General features: G+C 46.5%; 16 protein-coding genes. 7 read left to right on the top strand and 9 right to left on the bottom strand.

Features of this window, described 5'->3' with window-relative positions; genetic code table 11:
- The first annotated feature begins 69 nt into the window (after nucleotides 1-69).
- On the top strand, nucleotides 70-978 hold the full coding sequence (hypT, locus tag ACLD4F_RS13555; RefSeq protein ID WP_000383509.1) for a hypochlorite stress DNA-binding transcriptional regulator HypT: 909 nt from the start codon (nucleotides 70-72) through the stop codon (nucleotides 976-978).
- A gap of 5 nt (nucleotides 979-983) precedes the next feature.
- Here hypT and ACLD4F_RS13560 read toward each other — a convergent pair whose 3' ends face one another.
- A complete protein-coding gene (locus ACLD4F_RS13560; RefSeq protein WP_076728047.1) occupies nucleotides 984-1718 on the bottom strand; it encodes an aspartate/glutamate racemase family protein in 735 nt (244 codons plus the stop codon).
- Nucleotides 1719-1956: 238 nt separating this feature from the next.
- Complete coding sequence (locus ACLD4F_RS13565; protein ID WP_411010889.1) at nucleotides 1957-2487, bottom strand: Hcp family type VI secretion system effector; 531 nt, start codon at nucleotides 2485-2487, stop codon at nucleotides 1957-1959.
- A gap of 716 nt (nucleotides 2488-3203) precedes the next feature.
- Between ACLD4F_RS13565 and trpS the strand changes: the two genes are divergently transcribed.
- Entirely contained in the window at nucleotides 3204-4217 is a 1014-nt protein-coding gene (gene trpS / locus ACLD4F_RS13570) for a tryptophan--tRNA ligase (RefSeq protein WP_079944407.1), read from the top strand.
- On the opposite strand, the gene uxuR is transcribed toward trpS, so the two are convergent.
- On the bottom strand, nucleotides 4218-4991 hold the full coding sequence (gene uxuR / locus ACLD4F_RS13575) for a Uxu operon transcriptional regulator (RefSeq protein ID WP_000841654.1): 774 nt from the start codon (nucleotides 4989-4991) through the stop codon (nucleotides 4218-4220). It abuts the gene before it with no gap.
- Between the two features lie 349 nt (nucleotides 4992-5340).
- On the opposite strand from uxuR, the gene ACLD4F_RS13580 reads away from it, so the two are divergent.
- Nucleotides 5341-6006 (top strand): dienelactone hydrolase family protein, encoded by a 666-nt coding sequence (locus ACLD4F_RS13580; RefSeq protein ID WP_079944406.1) that lies wholly within the window; start codon nucleotides 5341-5343, stop codon nucleotides 6004-6006.
- 16 nt (nucleotides 6007-6022) lie between these two features.
- Here ACLD4F_RS13580 and ACLD4F_RS13585 read toward each other — a convergent pair whose 3' ends face one another.
- The 3 genes from ACLD4F_RS13585 to ACLD4F_RS13595 all read right to left on the bottom strand — a co-directional run bounded on the left by ACLD4F_RS13585 (nucleotide 6023) and on the right by ACLD4F_RS13595 (nucleotide 8568).
- A complete protein-coding gene (locus ACLD4F_RS13585) occupies nucleotides 6023-6484 on the bottom strand; it encodes a DUF302 domain-containing protein (protein ID WP_001654330.1) in 462 nt (153 codons plus the stop codon).
- 204 nt (nucleotides 6485-6688) lie between these two features.
- Nucleotides 6689-7600, bottom strand: a complete 912-nt coding sequence (locus ACLD4F_RS13590) for an STM4504/CBY_0614 family protein (RefSeq protein WP_079944405.1) — start codon at nucleotides 7598-7600, stop codon at nucleotides 6689-6691.
- A gap of 359 nt (nucleotides 7601-7959) precedes the next feature.
- Entirely contained in the window at nucleotides 7960-8568 is a 609-nt protein-coding gene (locus ACLD4F_RS13595) for a DUF1062 domain-containing protein (protein WP_023209285.1), read from the bottom strand.
- A gap of 487 nt (nucleotides 8569-9055) precedes the next feature.
- On the opposite strand from ACLD4F_RS13595, the gene ACLD4F_RS13600 reads away from it, so the two are divergent.
- The 3 genes from ACLD4F_RS13600 to ACLD4F_RS13610 all read left to right on the top strand — a co-directional run bounded on the left by ACLD4F_RS13600 (nucleotide 9056) and on the right by ACLD4F_RS13610 (nucleotide 12077).
- Entirely contained in the window at nucleotides 9056-9313 is a 258-nt protein-coding gene (locus tag ACLD4F_RS13600; RefSeq protein ID WP_001054380.1) for a YjhX family toxin, read from the top strand.
- A gap of 4 nt (nucleotides 9314-9317) precedes the next feature.
- Nucleotides 9318-10949 carry a class I SAM-dependent methyltransferase gene (locus ACLD4F_RS13605; protein WP_079944404.1) on the top strand — a complete coding sequence of 544 codons (1632 nt, stop codon included), beginning with the start codon at nucleotides 9318-9320 and terminating at the stop codon, nucleotides 10947-10949.
- Nucleotides 10950-11360: 411 nt separating this feature from the next.
- A complete protein-coding gene (locus tag ACLD4F_RS13610; protein ID WP_000532939.1) occupies nucleotides 11361-12077 on the top strand; it encodes a YebC/PmpR family DNA-binding transcriptional regulator in 717 nt (238 codons plus the stop codon).
- 196 nt (nucleotides 12078-12273) lie between these two features.
- On the opposite strand, the gene ACLD4F_RS13615 is transcribed toward ACLD4F_RS13610, so the two are convergent.
- Nucleotides 12274-13373, bottom strand: a protein-coding gene (locus ACLD4F_RS13615; RefSeq protein WP_350427308.1) for an IS3 family transposase whose coding sequence is annotated in 2 segments (ribosomal slippage) — nucleotides 12274-13118 and nucleotides 13118-13373 — 1101 coding nt in all. Because the reading frame shifts where the segments join, the coding sequence is not laid out codon by codon here.
- Nucleotides 13374-13574: 201 nt separating this feature from the next.
- Here ACLD4F_RS13615 and ACLD4F_RS13620 point away from each other — a divergent pair.
- A complete protein-coding gene (locus ACLD4F_RS13620; protein WP_001581717.1) occupies nucleotides 13575-14954 on the top strand; it encodes a DNA cytosine methyltransferase in 1380 nt (459 codons plus the stop codon).
- Between the two features lie 31 nt (nucleotides 14955-14985).
- Here ACLD4F_RS13620 and ACLD4F_RS13625 read toward each other — a convergent pair whose 3' ends face one another.
- Together ACLD4F_RS13625 and ACLD4F_RS13630 are read right to left on the bottom strand one after the other, a co-directional pair.
- Nucleotides 14986-15678: a SinI family restriction endonuclease gene (locus ACLD4F_RS13625; protein WP_411010890.1), complete on the bottom strand. Its 693-nt coding sequence runs from the start codon at nucleotides 15676-15678 to the stop codon at nucleotides 14986-14988.
- Between the two features lie 95 nt (nucleotides 15679-15773).
- A partial coding sequence (locus ACLD4F_RS13630) for a tyrosine-type recombinase/integrase (protein ID WP_411010891.1) occupies nucleotides 15774-16904 on the bottom strand: 1131 nt, incomplete at its 5' end.

A 16904-nucleotide genomic window follows, 5' to 3' on the forward strand; every position in this document is an offset into this window, starting at 1 on the left:
GATAAGCGGTTGTCAGCCGCCCGAATGGACGTAGAATGCCCCTTCGGGCGGCTGACAGGATAACGGTAAATGGATGTAACTGGAGCAGGTTTGCACAATATTGAGACAAAATGGCTATATGATTTTCTGACGCTGGAAAAGTGCCGCAATTTCTCTCAGGCCGCCATTATCCGCAACGTATCGCAACCCGCTTTTAGCCGGCGGATTCGCGCCCTGGAACATGCCGTGGGCGTTGAACTGTTTAACCGACAGGTCTCGCCGCTACAGCTTTCCGAACAGGGTAAAATCTTTCACTCCCAGGTTCGCCACCTGTTACAGCAGCTGGAAAGTAATCTAACCGAACTGCGCGGCGGCAGCGATTATACGCTGCGTAAAATCAAGATTGCCGCCGCCCACTCGCTCTCCCTCGGCCTGTTGCCGACCATCGTTAAGCAGATGCCGACGCAGTTTACCTACGCCGTTGAGGCGATAGATGTCGACCAGGCGGTGGATATGTTACGTGAGGGGCAAAGCGATTTTATCTTTTCTTATCACGATGAAAACCTGCAACAAGCACCGTTTGATAATATCCGCCTGTTTGAGTCGAGACTGTTTCCGGTTTGCGCCAACAATGGCCGGGGCGAGCCGCGCTATACGCTTGAGCAGCCGCACTTTCCCCTGCTTAATTACAGTCAGAACTCCTATATGGGCCGGCTGATAAATCGTACCCTGACTCGCCATGCTGAACTGAGTTTCAGTACATTTTTCGTCTCTTCGATGAGTGAATTGTTAAAACAGGTTGCGATGGACGGCTGCGGAATCGCCTGGTTGCCCGAGTATGCTATCCGTCAGGAGATTACCGACGGACGCCTGATAGTGCTTGATGCCGACGAACTGGTTATCCCGATTCAGGCTTATGCTTATCGCATGAATACCCGCATGAGTCAGGTAGCCGAAACATTTTGGCGCGACCTGCGTGGGCTTCAGGCCGCGCTGTAAACACCTCAGGCGGTAAGGCGTTGTTCCCCGGTCAAAGAGGCGCGGGTGTCTGGCCAGGACTCATACCAACGAATCGCCGCGCGCACCAGCGACGCTGTGGAATCAATCATCGGGCACGCTATCGCGCGTTCATGTCCGGCCACAATAAGCGGAATTTCGGTACACCCCATAATAATTGCCTGCGCGCCACGGGCAATAAGGCTATCGATTTGCGGCAGCAGTAGCGCTTGCGCCGCAGTTTTATCGCCACGTTTAAGCGCATAAATAGCCTGCATTACCAACGCCTGCCCCGCGTCTTCTGGCTGAATTAACGTCAGCCCCCGCGCCAGAGCTTTCTTTTGATATAACCCGGTCGCCAGCGTCGCATTGGTCGCCAGCAGACCAACGTGCCGCGCCGATGGCGGAATATCCCCCAGGGTAGCGTCCAGAATGCTGATCATTCGCGCTTTCGCGACGTTCTGTAAATCATCAAACCAATAATGCGCAGTGTTGCATGGGATAACGATACACTCCGCCCCGGCGTCTTCCAGCATATGCAGATAACGCTCCAGATAACGGTATGGCGAAGGCCCGCCGGATAACAGACATGCTGTACGATCGGGAATATCAGGAATAGAGCTGACAATGAGCGGGATATGTTGTTGATCACAACTGGCATGTCGTAATTCAACAAATTTTTCCAACATATCCGCCGTTGCCGCAGGTCCCATCCCCCCCAGTATCCCAATGGTGTGTTTCATCGCTTTTCCCGCTTATTTACGTCAAGGTCAGAAACACACTATCAACTTGATGTGTATATAAAAAATGCCGTTTTATTAGCGGCTATGCGTAAAAATCATAACGGGTGTAATGGCCACGCGTTATCGCCTTTTCAGGCAATCGATTGGTTACATGTGCGCTCATCGACCTTCGCAAGCCGCTAAATGCCATTTCGCTATACCGCATTGCCCACTGCGAGTCCGCAAACTTGTTTTGTCCTCATCGCCACAGCGCCTGTCGGTGAAGGGGCCGCCGTGTTTTGCTTTTCGACGCTAATGCGGGAATATCCCAGCGAATATGGCTATAAACCAAATCCACGGTCTCCGTGGCGCTGCCTTCGGCGTCGCCATGATTGCTCATGCGTGAAATTCGCACATTGGTGAGCGTATAAATAATAAATGGCAGCATTGCGCCCTTATCACTACGGCATAATGTCAGCACGCCTTCTTTCACCGTTTTCCCGTTACAATAGTGCTCATAGAGGCCAGGCGTAGCAAGATCGACAGGCTTTGTCAGCGTCAATCCTCCAATATATGTCCCTCTCACTTCGTCGGACTCCCGTTTCGTCGGGTTGTGGTTGTAAGCAATAAGTTTTATTTGGTTTTCAAAACCTTTGATCCGGCTTTCGCCTTCAATACCGTCCAGTTTTAAATAGATGGCGTCCATCCCCCCTCCGTGATTATCATGCGGCAAAGCAGGCTGACAAGGACAGAACGCTAATAATGAAAGAACGTTCCATTTTCCAGCCATTTCGTTGGTGTCTCTGTATACCAGATTAAATACCGACAATCTGCTATAACTGGATTCTTGCTAAATACCTTCTGCCATCAACAATCCATTTTACAATAGCGCTACTGACCTGAAATCTATTACGCCTGGCATTCAAGCATCGTTTCCTGAATAACCATAGCCGCTATAAGAACCATATCAAAAAAGAAATATCAATATCATTTCTTATTTTTATCCGAGAAATTACTTAATTCCACAGAATCGGAATATAGACAATTCTTATTCCTTTTCACATCAATGGGTTTTTAGACTTTTGTCATATCGAAAACAACCATTCCAATAGAACATATTTACTATGTGAATATATTTAATGTTTTTATCGCGCACAGTGTTATCACAGTAATAAATGATTTGCATCAAAAATGCGCCTTTCAGCGCCACGTATTTTTGGGCAGCAAATTATAAAATCGCGTTTCAAAGTCAGTAACATGTTCTCTGTTCAGGCGATATGACTTTATGCCCGGACGACACGCCAGCCGCTTTACCCTTACGTTTAGTCGTGATACGTTAGATCACATGAACACGAAACGATCCAACGCTACGCAACGTCATCTCCGCTGGTGGCTGCCTTCCTGAAGGCGGCACGGATCACTATCCCTCTTTAAGTAGCCGCCGAAAGGCGGCTACTGTGTTTCGGGACGTCTTTCGGCTTTACAGTAAGCATAAAGGAGTCCTTAATGAACACCCTTCCCATCATTCTGACTGGCGATCGCCCTACCGGCTCGCTGCACCTCGGCCATTATGTCGGTTCACTGCGCCAGCGCGTCGCGCTACAGCAGGATCACCAACAGTATGTCCTGATTGCCGATCTGCAGGGACTCACCGATAACGGCAGTAATCCGCAAAAAATCCGCGATAATATTCCGCAAGTGTTAGCTGACTATCTGGCCGTCGGCATCGATCCCGCGCTAACGACGATCTGCCTGCAATCCGCGTTACCCGCCCTCGCCGAATTAACGGTGCTGTATATGAATATTGTTACCGTCGCCCGAGTGGAGCGTAATCCTACGGTAAAAAATGAGATTGCCCAAAAAGGCTTTACCCGTTCCCTGCCGGTCGGGTTCATGGCGTATCCCATTAGCCAGGCGGCAGATATCACCGCCTTTAAGGCCGAAATGATACCGGTTGGCGACGACCAATTGCCCATGATTGAGCAAACGAATGAGATCGTTCATAAGATGAATAGTCTTTTCTCCTCGCCGGTATTGCGACCCTGTCAGGCGCTCCTGAGCGATACGGGCCGTCTGCCCGGCATTGACGGCAGCGCCAAGATGTCGAAATCGCTCGGCAATACCCTGCTTCTTTCCGCCAGCGAAGAGACCATCCACCGTGCGGTCAGCGCGATGTACACCGATCCCAATCATTTAAAAATTAGCGATCCGGGAAAAATAGAAGGTAACGTCGTCTTTACGTGGCTGGATGCGTTCCATCCGGATAAAGCCAAAGTCGCGGCGATGAAAGCACATTATCAACAAGGCGGATTAGGCGATCGTGTCTGTAAAAATGAGCTGGAGACCTGCCTGCAAGAACTGATCGCGCCCATACGCGAACGACGGGCAACCTTTATTGCAGATAAGGGAATGCTAATGGAATTGCTGAAAAAAGGTAGCGAGCGGGCGCATGAGGTCACTCAAAAGACGCTACAGGAAGTGAAACGTGGACTGGGTCTGCCCACGCTATTCCAGGTATAATCAGGCATCAACGTTGTCCAGCGGCCATGACTCAAACAGATAGCCATCAAAGTAGATGTCATCAACATTGGAAAACTCCAGCAGACGCTGCTTCACGTTTTCCAGGTGCTGCCACATCGCCAGCTTCGCTGCGCGGGCGTCTTTCTTAATTAACGCCGCGAGGATCTGCTTATGATCGACCAGCCACTCCTTACGGTAAAGCGTATCGCCCAGATGGCTATGAAGCTGGAGCCACATCGGATTATTTTCACGCCATTGCCAGGACTGACGGAAGAGCTCTACCAACATACTGTTATGGGTCGCTTCGGCAATGGCCAGATGAAACTGCATATCGCCGCTTTCTGAGCCGCCCGGCGCGCTGGAGGCGAGCTCTCGCTCTTCCAGTTGTAACGCCTGGCGCATTTTAATGATGTCCTCGCGGGTGGCCTGCAGAGCGGCAAATTCAGCGATATTGCTTTCCAGCAACTGACGCGCCTGTAACAGTTCAAACGGCCCGGCGTCATTACAGTGATTGACGTCAGCGCCTTCCATCTCGTTATTATCCGCGCTGTCGAGCACGTAGATCCCGGCGCCGCGGCGGACTTCAACCAGACCTTTAATTTCCAGCATGATCAGCGCTTCACGCACGACGGTACGCGTCACATTGAGCCTCTCAGCGATCTCTCTTTCCGGCGGCAAGCGCTCCCCGGGGCGGTACGGCGTCTGAACAATCAGATCCCGTATCATTGCGCCCACTTCCTGGTAAGGTCTTTGCTGAGAAGTGTTTGATTTCATATTGGTCGTGCCCGTCCGATGCGATTTCCCGGTATCAGACTATAGCATTTGTAAAGAGGGATAGCACGCGTAGCACACCAAAAACGCGAAACTGGTCAACCAACAAAATAATAATGCGCCCCGTTTCGCTAGTGAGGCCAGATGAAAGGAAAGGCAATAGACAATACACGACTGATGTTCCACCTTTAGCCCTGATGCCTGAATATGAACAGCATATTGGTTTACCAATATAAAATTTATCAACCAAAAATCAGGCCATAAAATGTGTCTGTACATTGACAGGAACAATGCCTCTGACATAGCGTGATCGGCGAAAATCCAGCCGCTCTCTTTGTATCAAGAACGCGTTATGATAAAAGACACCGTGTTTTTCGCCCCAGGCGTATCCGGGGGAAGCAACGCCTCCAGTTTGTCGAGCCGCCATCGCCGGGCAGCGATTATTCTGCATGAAATTTATGGTATTAACGCTCATATCCAACGCGCAGGCCATGAATGGATGACGCGCGGATTCGACATCTATATTCCCGCGCTGTTTCCTCACCATACCCCCTTTCGCTATGAACAGCAGGAGGAGGCTTACCGTCACTTTTCAGCAAATGTCGGCTTTGATCCCGCCGTCGTTACCACATTACTCCACGAGCTCAGAACGCAGTACGAGACGCTAATCGTCGTAGGATATAGCGTCGGCGCAACGCTCGCATGGCTAAGTGCAGCCAGTGGGTTATGCGATGGCGTCATTTGCTATTACGGTTCCCGTATACGCCAGTACCTTCATCTTGCGCCTCTCTGTCCGGCACTGGTTATTATCGCGCGTTATGAGCCGGCGTTTGATCCCCTCGCCATGCGACAGGCGCTGGAAAAGCGCCCCCGGGTGCAGTGTAAAATGTACGATGCGCGGCACGGGTTCTGTGATGCTGATAGCGCCACCTTCGATGCCGCCTTATCGCATCAGGTAATGGACGATGTGACCGCATTTATTCGCGACATCACTCGTGCAAACACATCGCCCGATTGAAGCCAGATTTTCCGCTTCAGTGGAGACTTTTTTCAACGAGCTGTTCCAGTTTTTTCAAAGCCTGTATATCTGCGGCATCAAGACCATAACGTTGCAGCGTTTCAGCGGGATGATAACTGACTAACGTTCGCCCATCGGCTTGCTGGCTAATGAGCACCCGAAACGGTAAATCCAGCGCCAGTTCGGGATGCGCCAGCATGAGAGGCGTTCCGCCTTTAGGATTGCCAAAGACCAGAACCGTTGTCGGCGGCATTTTCAGGTTAACATTCTGTGCCGCTCTGGCATGATCAAATTCCCCAAATAACACCAGACCGTGATCGGCGACAGCGTGCATCAACCGCGCTCGGGTCTGCAAATAGTCATAAGCGCTGTAGGTTTTAACCATGGTTATCGCTCCATCCTCCGTTGCAAAGCCAGGCCTTATTAAGATTAACATCAGGGTTACCGCCAATAAAAAAGGCTTTAAAATAGTACTCATTCTTCTCTCTCCCTGACCCAATACCCATGAGTAAATACGACACAGATGATATGCTGTTTAAAAATCAGTCATCGTACTGTACCCCTTATTATTGCACTGAACAGCTCATCACTAAAAAAACAGACGGCAGAACAAAAAATTCCGACGTCTGAACAAATTTAAATAACGATGATCCAGTCTGACTGAGCGACAGCGCGATCATTATTATGGCGCGACACCATCTTCTTCAGCCCGCTGGGTAAGAAAGAATATACTCCGCTCAGTAAGATAATAAATACTACAGGCCAACTCTTCAGAGATACGGAGCATCATTGCGTAGTGATGATGCGATTTTTCTGGCGCCATCGGCAGAAATATTTCTGACTCCAGCACGTCACTTAAAAAATGAAATTTATGTACATATTCAGCAGATATAACGCCTCTCGCCATCAGATTAGCCATTAGTGTATTTAAACTATCTTGTTCATGATATACGATACCTTTTCTCTCATGAATTCTGAGAATAACGCTTCTGAAGGCTGCATGACATTCCCTTACGACACAGGCAAAATCATTAAGTATCAGGCGATTATACGCTTCCATAAGATCATATTCGACAAAGCCATACTCTCCAGGAGAGTACAAATAATAACATATGTTTTTAAGCCGTTTTATTCTGCGCAGCCTTACAATTCTACCATTTTCATAGCGATATTTTAAACTATGCTCATGAAATATATTGTTTAATTCACTAATCGCCTTATCCGGTTCTAACCCAAGCGTAACTTCATAGGTCCGAAGGTAAGTATCTATATAGTTAAAAGCAAGCTCAATGGTATCAATATGCTTTCTTTTATCATCTGTTTTTAATAACAGATTACTCATTTCATCCAGATATGACGTTGAATGCGCATATAAGGTGAATAAGCCATACTCTTTGCGCAACGTTTTACATATTCTTCGATAAACTTCGTCAGAATGACTATTATGATAGCAGTATAATGTCATATCATAAAAAGAGGAGCAATTCCCTAACGTATTAATAATCAATAAGATTATTTGCTCGCGTATTTCTAACGGAATATCTTCATATAACAGATCGCTATGCCTTAGTGAGTATGGTCTAAAGGTGTGCATTCCTCCCCCTGTAACCGCAACAGAAAAAATTACGCTATGAATAGCGCCACATTACTCTAATTAAGTGGTTCAGGTATTAATATCAGCTCAACAGTGAGCCATTTTTTCTTATTTTTTAATGGTGTTGCGTGAATATTTATTTACTCTACAGATAATTGTAACCCTGTAACCCATCGCCCTTTGTCATTCTGCTGATCATCACTGGTGCGAAAATCTGGATTATCCATGGCATTCAGCCTTCACTGAATGCCACAGACAAGGGTTATTCAACTAAAGCTCACCTGTCCCTTAATCCTTCTTTCATTCCGTTACGTCGTTGCCATACCAGCACACTTAAACGTAAGGTGAGCTTATTATTTTTATCGACGGGTCAGAACAATCCTTCGCCGGTCATACAGTGTTTCAACAGAGAGCTGCAAATCATATTTCGCATTCTTCAGTTTTCGCGATTTAAGCATTTTCATCGTGACGCCACTTATTTGCCCTGTTTCAATCCGTCTCTTGATTTCGGCTGCGCTTAACAGGAGTTGCTTCTTCAAAATCGCCAGCAGGCTGACCTGAAAAGAACGGGAAATCCTGACGCTAACACTGACCTGCTTGTGGGAGGCGATACTGACCAGCCACCGTTCCTGAATGTGAAAATCAGGCTGCCCCGATAATTCAGCATTGTTTCGCTTCAGGATCGCGTTGTCATAAGCAAAATATTGCACCGTGGCAGCATCATTCGCCATCAGTCGGCCATAAAGATCGCGGTTAATTTTGCTGACTGGCAGACGCGAGAACAGGGAGATATTCCAGGTGTAATCGCAGTGTGTGCATTTATAGATACTCCAGACATCGAGTACCTTCTTTTGCGAATTAACCCGAAATGCCCCAGAAGGCGTGAAGTCCCGTTTTACGCTGCATGAAGGGCAACGTTTCGCTATGCGCTGATACCCCACAGGAGTGACAGTCCATATGACTTTCATAACGTACCTTTTTTAACCCATACAAAACCGGATCCGAACTCAGCGGACCATAAATGTTTATGTATGAAAAATATTTAAGTGATATTTTTCAGTGGGTTAAAAAAAGATTTCCAACGCAACAACCCTGTCAATGGCTAAAAAGATACGTCGAGACTATCAAAGCGGCCATTATCGGGTATATGAGTTTAATCAATATTCATTATGGTAATTGTGGGATCTATTCAACTGACTTACTAAACGCATGATCCTCCCTTTGAGATCACACTTTTCACTCCCGGTAATTCACTTACAGAAATCAGGTGTTATCATTCACGACGTAAATACCTTTCAACTCAACCCGAGGCTTTGATGCTGGAGAATATCATCATCTGATAATCAGTTCCCCGACCTTTTCAGGCCGGACTGATTATCAATGCGCCGAAATCGAATGCGGACACCGCAGTGTGTTTGCACGTTTTGCCTATGATGATTACACAGGTTCTTCAGCATGAATTTATCCCGTCAGGAACAACGTACCTTACACGTTCTCGCCAAAGGCGGACGCATTACGCACATCCGCGATGCGTCAGGCCGCGTCACCGCCGTTGAGTGCTATAGCCGCGAAGGGCTGTTGCTCGCCGATTGCACGCTCGCTGTATTCAAAAAACTCAAAACCAAAAAGCTGATCAAATCCGTTAACGGTCAGCCCTACCGCATTAATACAACCGGGCTGAACAACGTTCGCGCCCAGCCTGATAATCGCTAAGGAGATGATGATGGATATCAGCGCCGTTATTTTTGCAACGCATCGCATTCGGCTATTACCCGATGAAGGCAAAATCCCCTGGGACGAGCCAGCCTTCAGCCAACGCATGCTGGAAAATCATCTGTCGCAGGACCACGACTGGGCCAGCCGCCGGCTAACCGTGATTGAGCAACAGGTAACATGGATTACCCGTCAGTTACCCGGTGGCGCCCGCATTCTGGATCTCGGCTGTGGACCCGGTTTTTATACCCGCCTGTTAGCGGAGCGTGGGTTTCACTGCACAGGCGTAGATTTCTCTCCGGCATCCATCACATGGGCTCGCCAGCAGGCGCAAGCCGCAAACCTGAATATTGACTACATTCAGCAGGATATTCGTACATACCACCCCACGGAACCTTTTGATTTCATTATGATGACGTTTGGGGAACTGAATGTCTTTAGCGCTGCGGATGCGCAAAGCCTCATCAGTCATTGCGCGCAGTGGTTGAAACCGGACGGCAAACTGCTTGTTGAAGTGCATACCTTCGATGAAGTTAAACGCCAGGGCATGGCGCAGCCAGGCTGGCAGCGTTGTCCGCACGGCCTGTTTCTTGCCGTGCCTCATCTGCTGTTAACGGAAAATGCCTGGGATGAAGAGGCCCAAACCAGCTCAACGCAGTTCTGGGCGATAGCGGAAAACGGCTGTACCACCCGTTTCGGCAGTCAAATGAAGGCCTGGCGCGATGATGAATATATCAGCCTGCTTGGTGATGCTGGCTTCACTGTGTTGCAGCGTCCGGACAGTCACACCTGGCCGGTCGGCGAGACTTTTGCAGGCAAGCTGTTTGCGCTGCTGGCTGAAAAAGCATCCACTTCTGAGGGTATTGCCCTCAGTAAAAGGAATAACCCAATGGATATCCCACGTATTTTTACCATTAGCGAAAGCGAACACCGTATCCATAATCCGTTTACAGCGGAAAAGTACGCCACGCTGGGCCATGCGTTACGCATGAAGCCAGGCACGCGGATTCTCGATCTCGGTAGCGGTTCGGGTGAGATGCTCTGCACCTGGGCTCACGATTACGGTGTTACAGGTACTGGCATTGATATAAGCCCGCTTTTCACCACACAGGCAGAACAACGTGCAGAAGAGCTCGGCGTCAGTGAATACGTACATTTTATTCATAACGACGCGGCCGGTTATATCGACGAGGAAAAATATGACGTGGCGGCCTGCGTAGGCGCCACCTGGATTGCGGGCGGTGTCGCGGGGACAATAGATCTGCTGGCCAAAAGCCTCAAACCTGGCGGGCTCATTCTCATCGGTGAACCGTACTGGCGTCGGATCCCCGCAACGGAAGAGATCGCCCACGCCTGTGGCGTCTCATCCGTCGCCGATTTTCGTCCCCTGCCCGAGTTGGTCGCCTTTTTCGACCAACTCGGCTATGACGTAGTGGAAATGGTGCTGGCGGACCCGCAAGGCTGGGACAGATATGAAGCCGCGAAGTGGATGACCATGCGCCGCTGGCTGGAGGAAAACCCTAACGATGAGTTTGCGCAAGAGGTTCGAACAGAACTGACGGTAGCCCCCAAACGTCACGTCACCTGGACGCGAGAATACTTTGGCTGGGGCGTATTTGCGTTAATCGCGCGATAACGTGAAGCAGGAGGTATAGCCTACAAGAGGTATACCTCCATTTAAAAGTATGCAACAAATTAACGCGGCTCAAGGCGGGAATATATCGCCTTAATTTCGCCATTAAGTTTCTGCCACAATATGTCGCAAGACGTGCAAGCGTTCCACCTCATCTGATGAACGAAACCACCATCAATAAGACGTTATTGCTGCGATTCAATTATTAAAAATAAAAAAAGAACCAGAAGAAAATTAAAAAATGACTTACCCACCATATTAGCCATTGTTAAAATCAAAGTAATCCCCCGTAAAAGCTGGATGTTTTTATTTCTCATAGACGAGAATTTATATATTATGATATAATACGGCAGAAAAACATGCAGGTTATTAATCTGCCATTAATGTAAATAATTTTTTGAGGAGATGTTTCCAGTGGGACGTAAATGGGCAAATATTGTTGCTAAAAAAACAGCTAAAGACGGTGCAACGTCTAAAGTATATGCAAAATTTGGTGTAGAAATCTATGCTGCGGCTAAACAAGGTGAACCAGACCCGGAATCAAACTCAGCTTTAAAATTCGTTATTGAACGTGCGAAACAAGCACAGGTTCCAAAACATGTTATTGATAAAGCCATTGATAAAGCCAAAGGTGGCGGAGATGAAACGTTCGTGCAAGGACGTTATGAAGGCTTTGGACCCAATGGTTCAATGGTTATCGCTGAAACGTTGACGTCTAATGTTAACCGTACGATTGCTAATATTCGCACAATTTTTAATAAAAAAGGCGGGAATATCGGAGCGGCAGGTGCTGTCAGCTATATGTTTGACAATACTGGAGTGATCGTATTTAAAGGAACAGACCCTGACCATATTTTTGAAATTTTGCTTGATGCTGAAGTTGATGTTCGTGATGTAACCGAAGAAGAAGGAAACATCGTTATTTATACTGAAGCTACAGACCTGCACAAAGGAATTGCAGCGCTAAAAGCAGCTGGAATTACTGAATTTTCAACAACAGAATTAGAAATGATTGCTCAATCAGAAGTTGAACTTTCACCAGAAGATTTAGAAATCTTTGAAGGACTTGTTGATGCCCTTGAAGATGATGATGATGTGCAAAAAGTATATCATAACGTTGCAAACCTCTAATTATAAATTAAACAAATCTGTCTCTATGGCAGATTTGTTTAATTTATAAAGCTGTTATAAAAAAGTCTATCTGGCCAGATATATAAGTTTTTAAATTTATGTTTATGAGTCGCTGTAAATAGACCCGTTTTAGTTCCATGCTTTTTTTGAGATCCCGGCCAAATTGACCCTGGCCCAAATTCAGTACAGTGCTAAATCAGAGACCTTCGTCTTTCCGGAGACTTCGGATAAATTCAGCCGGAGTCATGTCATTTAATGATGAATGCGTTCTCTCATGATTGTATTCCCTGCGCCAGTTGTCGAGTTTTTCCTGCGCATCTTCCAGTGACAGGAACCAGTGAATGTTCAGGCATTCATCCCGCAGACTGCCGTTAAATGATTCAATAAACGGGTTATCTGTCGGCTTTCCGGGGCGCGAGAAATCCATTGTGACGCCGTGTTCATACGCCCATTTATCCAGACTTTTTGAGATAAACTCGCTACCGTTATTCGTCTGGATACGTACCGGCAGCCGCTTATCCGGCACCCGCAGTACCTCCATTATTCTGACCACATCCTCGCCTTTTAACGATTTTCCGGCATGGATCGCCAGGCATTCCCGACTAAAATTATCCACTACAGTCAGCGCCCGAAAACGCCGCCCGTTAAACAGATTATCTGATACAAAATCCATACTCCAGCACTGATCGACATGCGTCAGGACCGGGTGCTGCTGACGGCGTGCTGCACTGACATGTCTGCGGGGGCGTTTTCTGCGCAGGTTCAGGCCTTCCGGACAATAAATCCGGTGGGTTTTCTTGTGGTTAACAGGCCATCCCTCCCGGCGCAACTGAATATGAATACGCGGGCAACCGTAGCGTATCCGGGTTTCCGCTATTTCCCGGATACGCAGGGTTATCGCCCGATCGTCACGCCGGCTCTGCCAGTGGTAAACGGTTCTGCTCTGCATCAGCAACCCGCATCCCCGCCGGACGCTGATACGGTAAGCCTCCAGCAAAAATGTCACCGCCTGGCGCTTCTGAGCCGGCCTCAGAACTTTTGCTTCAGTACCTCCTGCAGCATCTCCTTGACCAGACTCAGCTCAGCGACCAGCTTCTTCAGCCGCTGATCCTCATCCTCCAGTTGCCGCAGACGCCGCAGTTCGGTCACGCCCGGCCCGGCAAATTTTTTCTTCCAGTTGTAAAATGTGGCCTCAGAAATTCCCATCTCTCTGCAGACTTCCCCGACGCGGGTGCCGGTTTCAGCCTGTTTCAGGGCAAATGCAATCTGTTCTTCGGTATAACGGGTCTTTTTCATGACAATGCGCTTCTCTGTGAGATGGAAGAAAGACCGGAAACTTCAGTTTAGACTGGCACTGTTTACAGGGGGAAGGTCATCAGGCGCGGCAGGTTGGTATTATTCAGCCGTTATTCAAATCGTTGTAATAATTTTATTGACTACAAAACGCACTTGGTACATAATTTTGTTTCCAATTGGAAACAAAAAGAATGCATGATAATGAATGACATCATTACCGTAACAGAAGCAGCACAGTTGCTTGAGCTAACTCCTCAACGTGTAAGAACTATGTGCAAGCAGGGAAGCATTGATGCATATCAATCCGGTAGAACTTGGTTAATAAAAAGTTCAAGTGTTGAAAAGTTGATGCTTGTTAATAGCCTAAGCGATGCTCAAAATAGCTACAGCATGTTGGCCTCTGAGCCAAAAAACAAACCAAAAGCGTTAAGTTTTTTCAGTGGGGCTATGGGGCTAGACCTTGGTATAGAACAAGCAGGGTTTGAAACCCTACTAGCGAGTGAAATAGATAAAGCCGCAAGAGATACTATTTTATCTAATAGACCCAACATGGCCCTTATCGGAGATATTCGTGATTACACAACAGAGGATATTTTAAAATTAGCTGGAGTTTCTTCTGGTAATGAAATTGATTTGATTATGGGCGGCCCACCGTGTCAAGCGTTCTCAACAGCGGGAAAACGTTTAGGTCTAGAAGATGAGAGAGGGAACGTTTTCATTAAATATTTAGATGTCGCCTTGGATATCAGACCTAAGTATATTGTAATCGAGAATGTTAGAGGGTTATTATCTGCGCCAATGAAGCATAGGCCGCACAATGAACGTGGTGAAGGTTTGCCACCTTTAAAATCTGAAGAACAGCCTGGTGGAGTACTTCATTATATTATCAGAATAATAAAAAGTGCAGGATACTCTGTTTCTTTTAACTTATATAACTCTGCTAATTTCGGCGTTCCTCAAATTAGAGAAAGGGTAATAATAATATGTTCGCGGGACGGCAGTAGAGTTCCCTTTCTACAACCAACACATAGTGAAAAAGGTGAATATGGCCTTCCAAAATGGATAACGTTGCGTGAAACCATAACTAATTTAAAAAATATCACGCATGAGCATGTGCTATTCCCAGAGAAAAGATTAAAATATTACAGACTTTTAAAAGAAGGTCAATATTGGAAACATTTACCTGAGGATTTGCAAAAGGAAGCATTAGGTAAATCGTTCTTTCTTGGCGGAGGTAAAACAGGTTTCTTACGACGAGTTGCATGGGATCGTCCATCACCCACATTAGTGACGCACCCAGCGATGCCAGCTACTGACCTTGCTCATCCAGATGAATTGAGACCATTATCAGTTCAAGAATATAAAGTGATCCAACAATTTCCTGAAGAATGGGTTATCAAAGGTAAACTTCTGGATAAATACAGACAATTGGGTAATGCTGTGCCCATTGGTTTAGGGTTAGCTGTTGGAAAAAACATTTTAGATCATATGAATGGAAGGAAAATCGAGTCATTCCCAAATTTTCGTTACTCTCGATATAAAAACACTTCTGACTTGGATATATTTGGAGAGTTGGTCTAAATTATTAGGAAGGGGAATCCCCCTTCCATTGTTATTTGATTTTTCGTAAGTAGCTTTCAACAAAAGCTCTAAAATCATCTTCATTGAGGTCTTTGGATGAAACTTCGTCAGGGAAATTTTCCCAATTTGTAGCATCTCTTTGTGAGAATGTTCTAAACCATTTTTTAATTGGCGTATTGTCGCGAATTTTGCTACTTGAAGAGTTCTCAGTATTATCTCTATTTTTTACTTGTAGAAGACCCCACTCATCTTTTTCATTGTCATAATGAATAAAATCTACTGCTTTTACACTTGTTCCTGAACACCATATCCATCCACATGGCTCTAATTTTTCAGCAAGATATCTTTCCAGAAGATCTCCAACAATGTTTTCAGAAGCCATAGAGAGTCGATGTTCTTCTTTAATTCTATTGAGATTTTCTTGCGGTATATCAAAGCTTACATTAAGGACTAAACTGACAACCTCATCAGGGATAGTAGTAGGTGGCGTTGGCTTTTTCGGAAGCCGACTTTCATTGAAATTTTGAGCTAAATATTCTATATGTTCTGCTTTACCAAAGTTTTTTCTAACTTGTTTCGAGCGCGGATTTGAACAACTTTCAGGAAATCTTGAAAGAAATTTAATTAAAAGCTGGAATTTTTCAGAAATTTCAGGATTAATATTATCCATTTTCTGTTTTGCCAACTCTTCAGCATTCTCGACGAAAAACACTGCCTCTGACATCACAACCTCCTTATGTATTAAGGCAGTATAATTCTTTAAATCAAAAAGTTACAGTTAAAACTAGCATGACCTATTCATTTACATCAGGTGAATTATCACCTGCTTGCAAACTCAAACGGCCTGACCATATCGTTAAGATTGATATCAAGATAATCAGCCCACCACAGAAGCATGAGCCTCCGTTCATCAACATGCTCCGCAAGATAGATGTAAGCAGCGCGGACGTTGTTATGCTCCTGATGGCTCATTTGTCGCTCAACAGCATCCCTTGACCATAAACCTGATTCGACTAACGCACTACAGGCCATCGCCCTAAACCCGTGTCCACAAACATCCGTTTTAGTGTCGTAGCCCATTGAGCGCAGAGCCTTGTTAACAGTGTTCTCACTCATCGGCCTATCCGGCTGGTGATCACCAATGAAGACCAACTCGTAATCCCCACTGATTTGTTTTATCTCTTCTAATATTTTCAGTGCCTGACGGCTTAGAGGTACAAAATGAGGGCTACGCATTTTAGAACCACGATGTGAGTACTTTATACCCTTTAGAGGTTCTCGTTCTGCAGGTATCGTCCAAAGCGCATTTTTAAAATCGATTTCTTCCCATCTTGCAAAACGCAGTTCACTTGAACGTATGAATACCAGCAGTGTTAGTTTCACTGCCAATTTAGTCAACTTTCGACCTTTAAAGCATTCGATACGATCGAGCAATTCGGAGAAGCGTTCGAAATCCAGAGCTGGACGATGCACTCGTTTAGCCACGGCTACCGCACCAGCCATGTCTTGAGCCGGGTTATAATCAAGCAGACCATTTTGTACCGCGAAACGCATGATAGCAGTTGTACGTTGTTGAAGACGAGAGGCAACTTCATATCGTCCGCTCGCCTCAACTACCTTTATCGGGGCGAGTAAATCTCTTGTCTTCAGCTCCGAAATTTTCCGCTGACCTAACGCAGAGAAAAGATTATCCACTAAGCTTTTAAGCACCCGCTCACTATGGGACTCCGACCATTTTTTGCTACAGGATGCATGCCAATCTCTTGCTACAGCCTCAAAGGTTAGTGCTCCGCTTTCTTCAATCTTGTCCTCTTTTTTCTTTTGAGAGGGATCGATACCATCAGATACCAGTTTCTTCGCGGCATCGCGCCTCTTACGAGCCTCTGCCAATGAAACCATTGGATAAACCCCTAACGCCAGCATCTTCTGTTTGCCACTAAAACGATATTG

The sequence above is a fragment of the Salmonella sp. 741265050_HSA genome, from assembly GCF_046569445.1.
Taxonomy (GTDB): domain Bacteria; phylum Pseudomonadota; class Gammaproteobacteria; order Enterobacterales; family Enterobacteriaceae; genus Salmonella; species Salmonella enterica.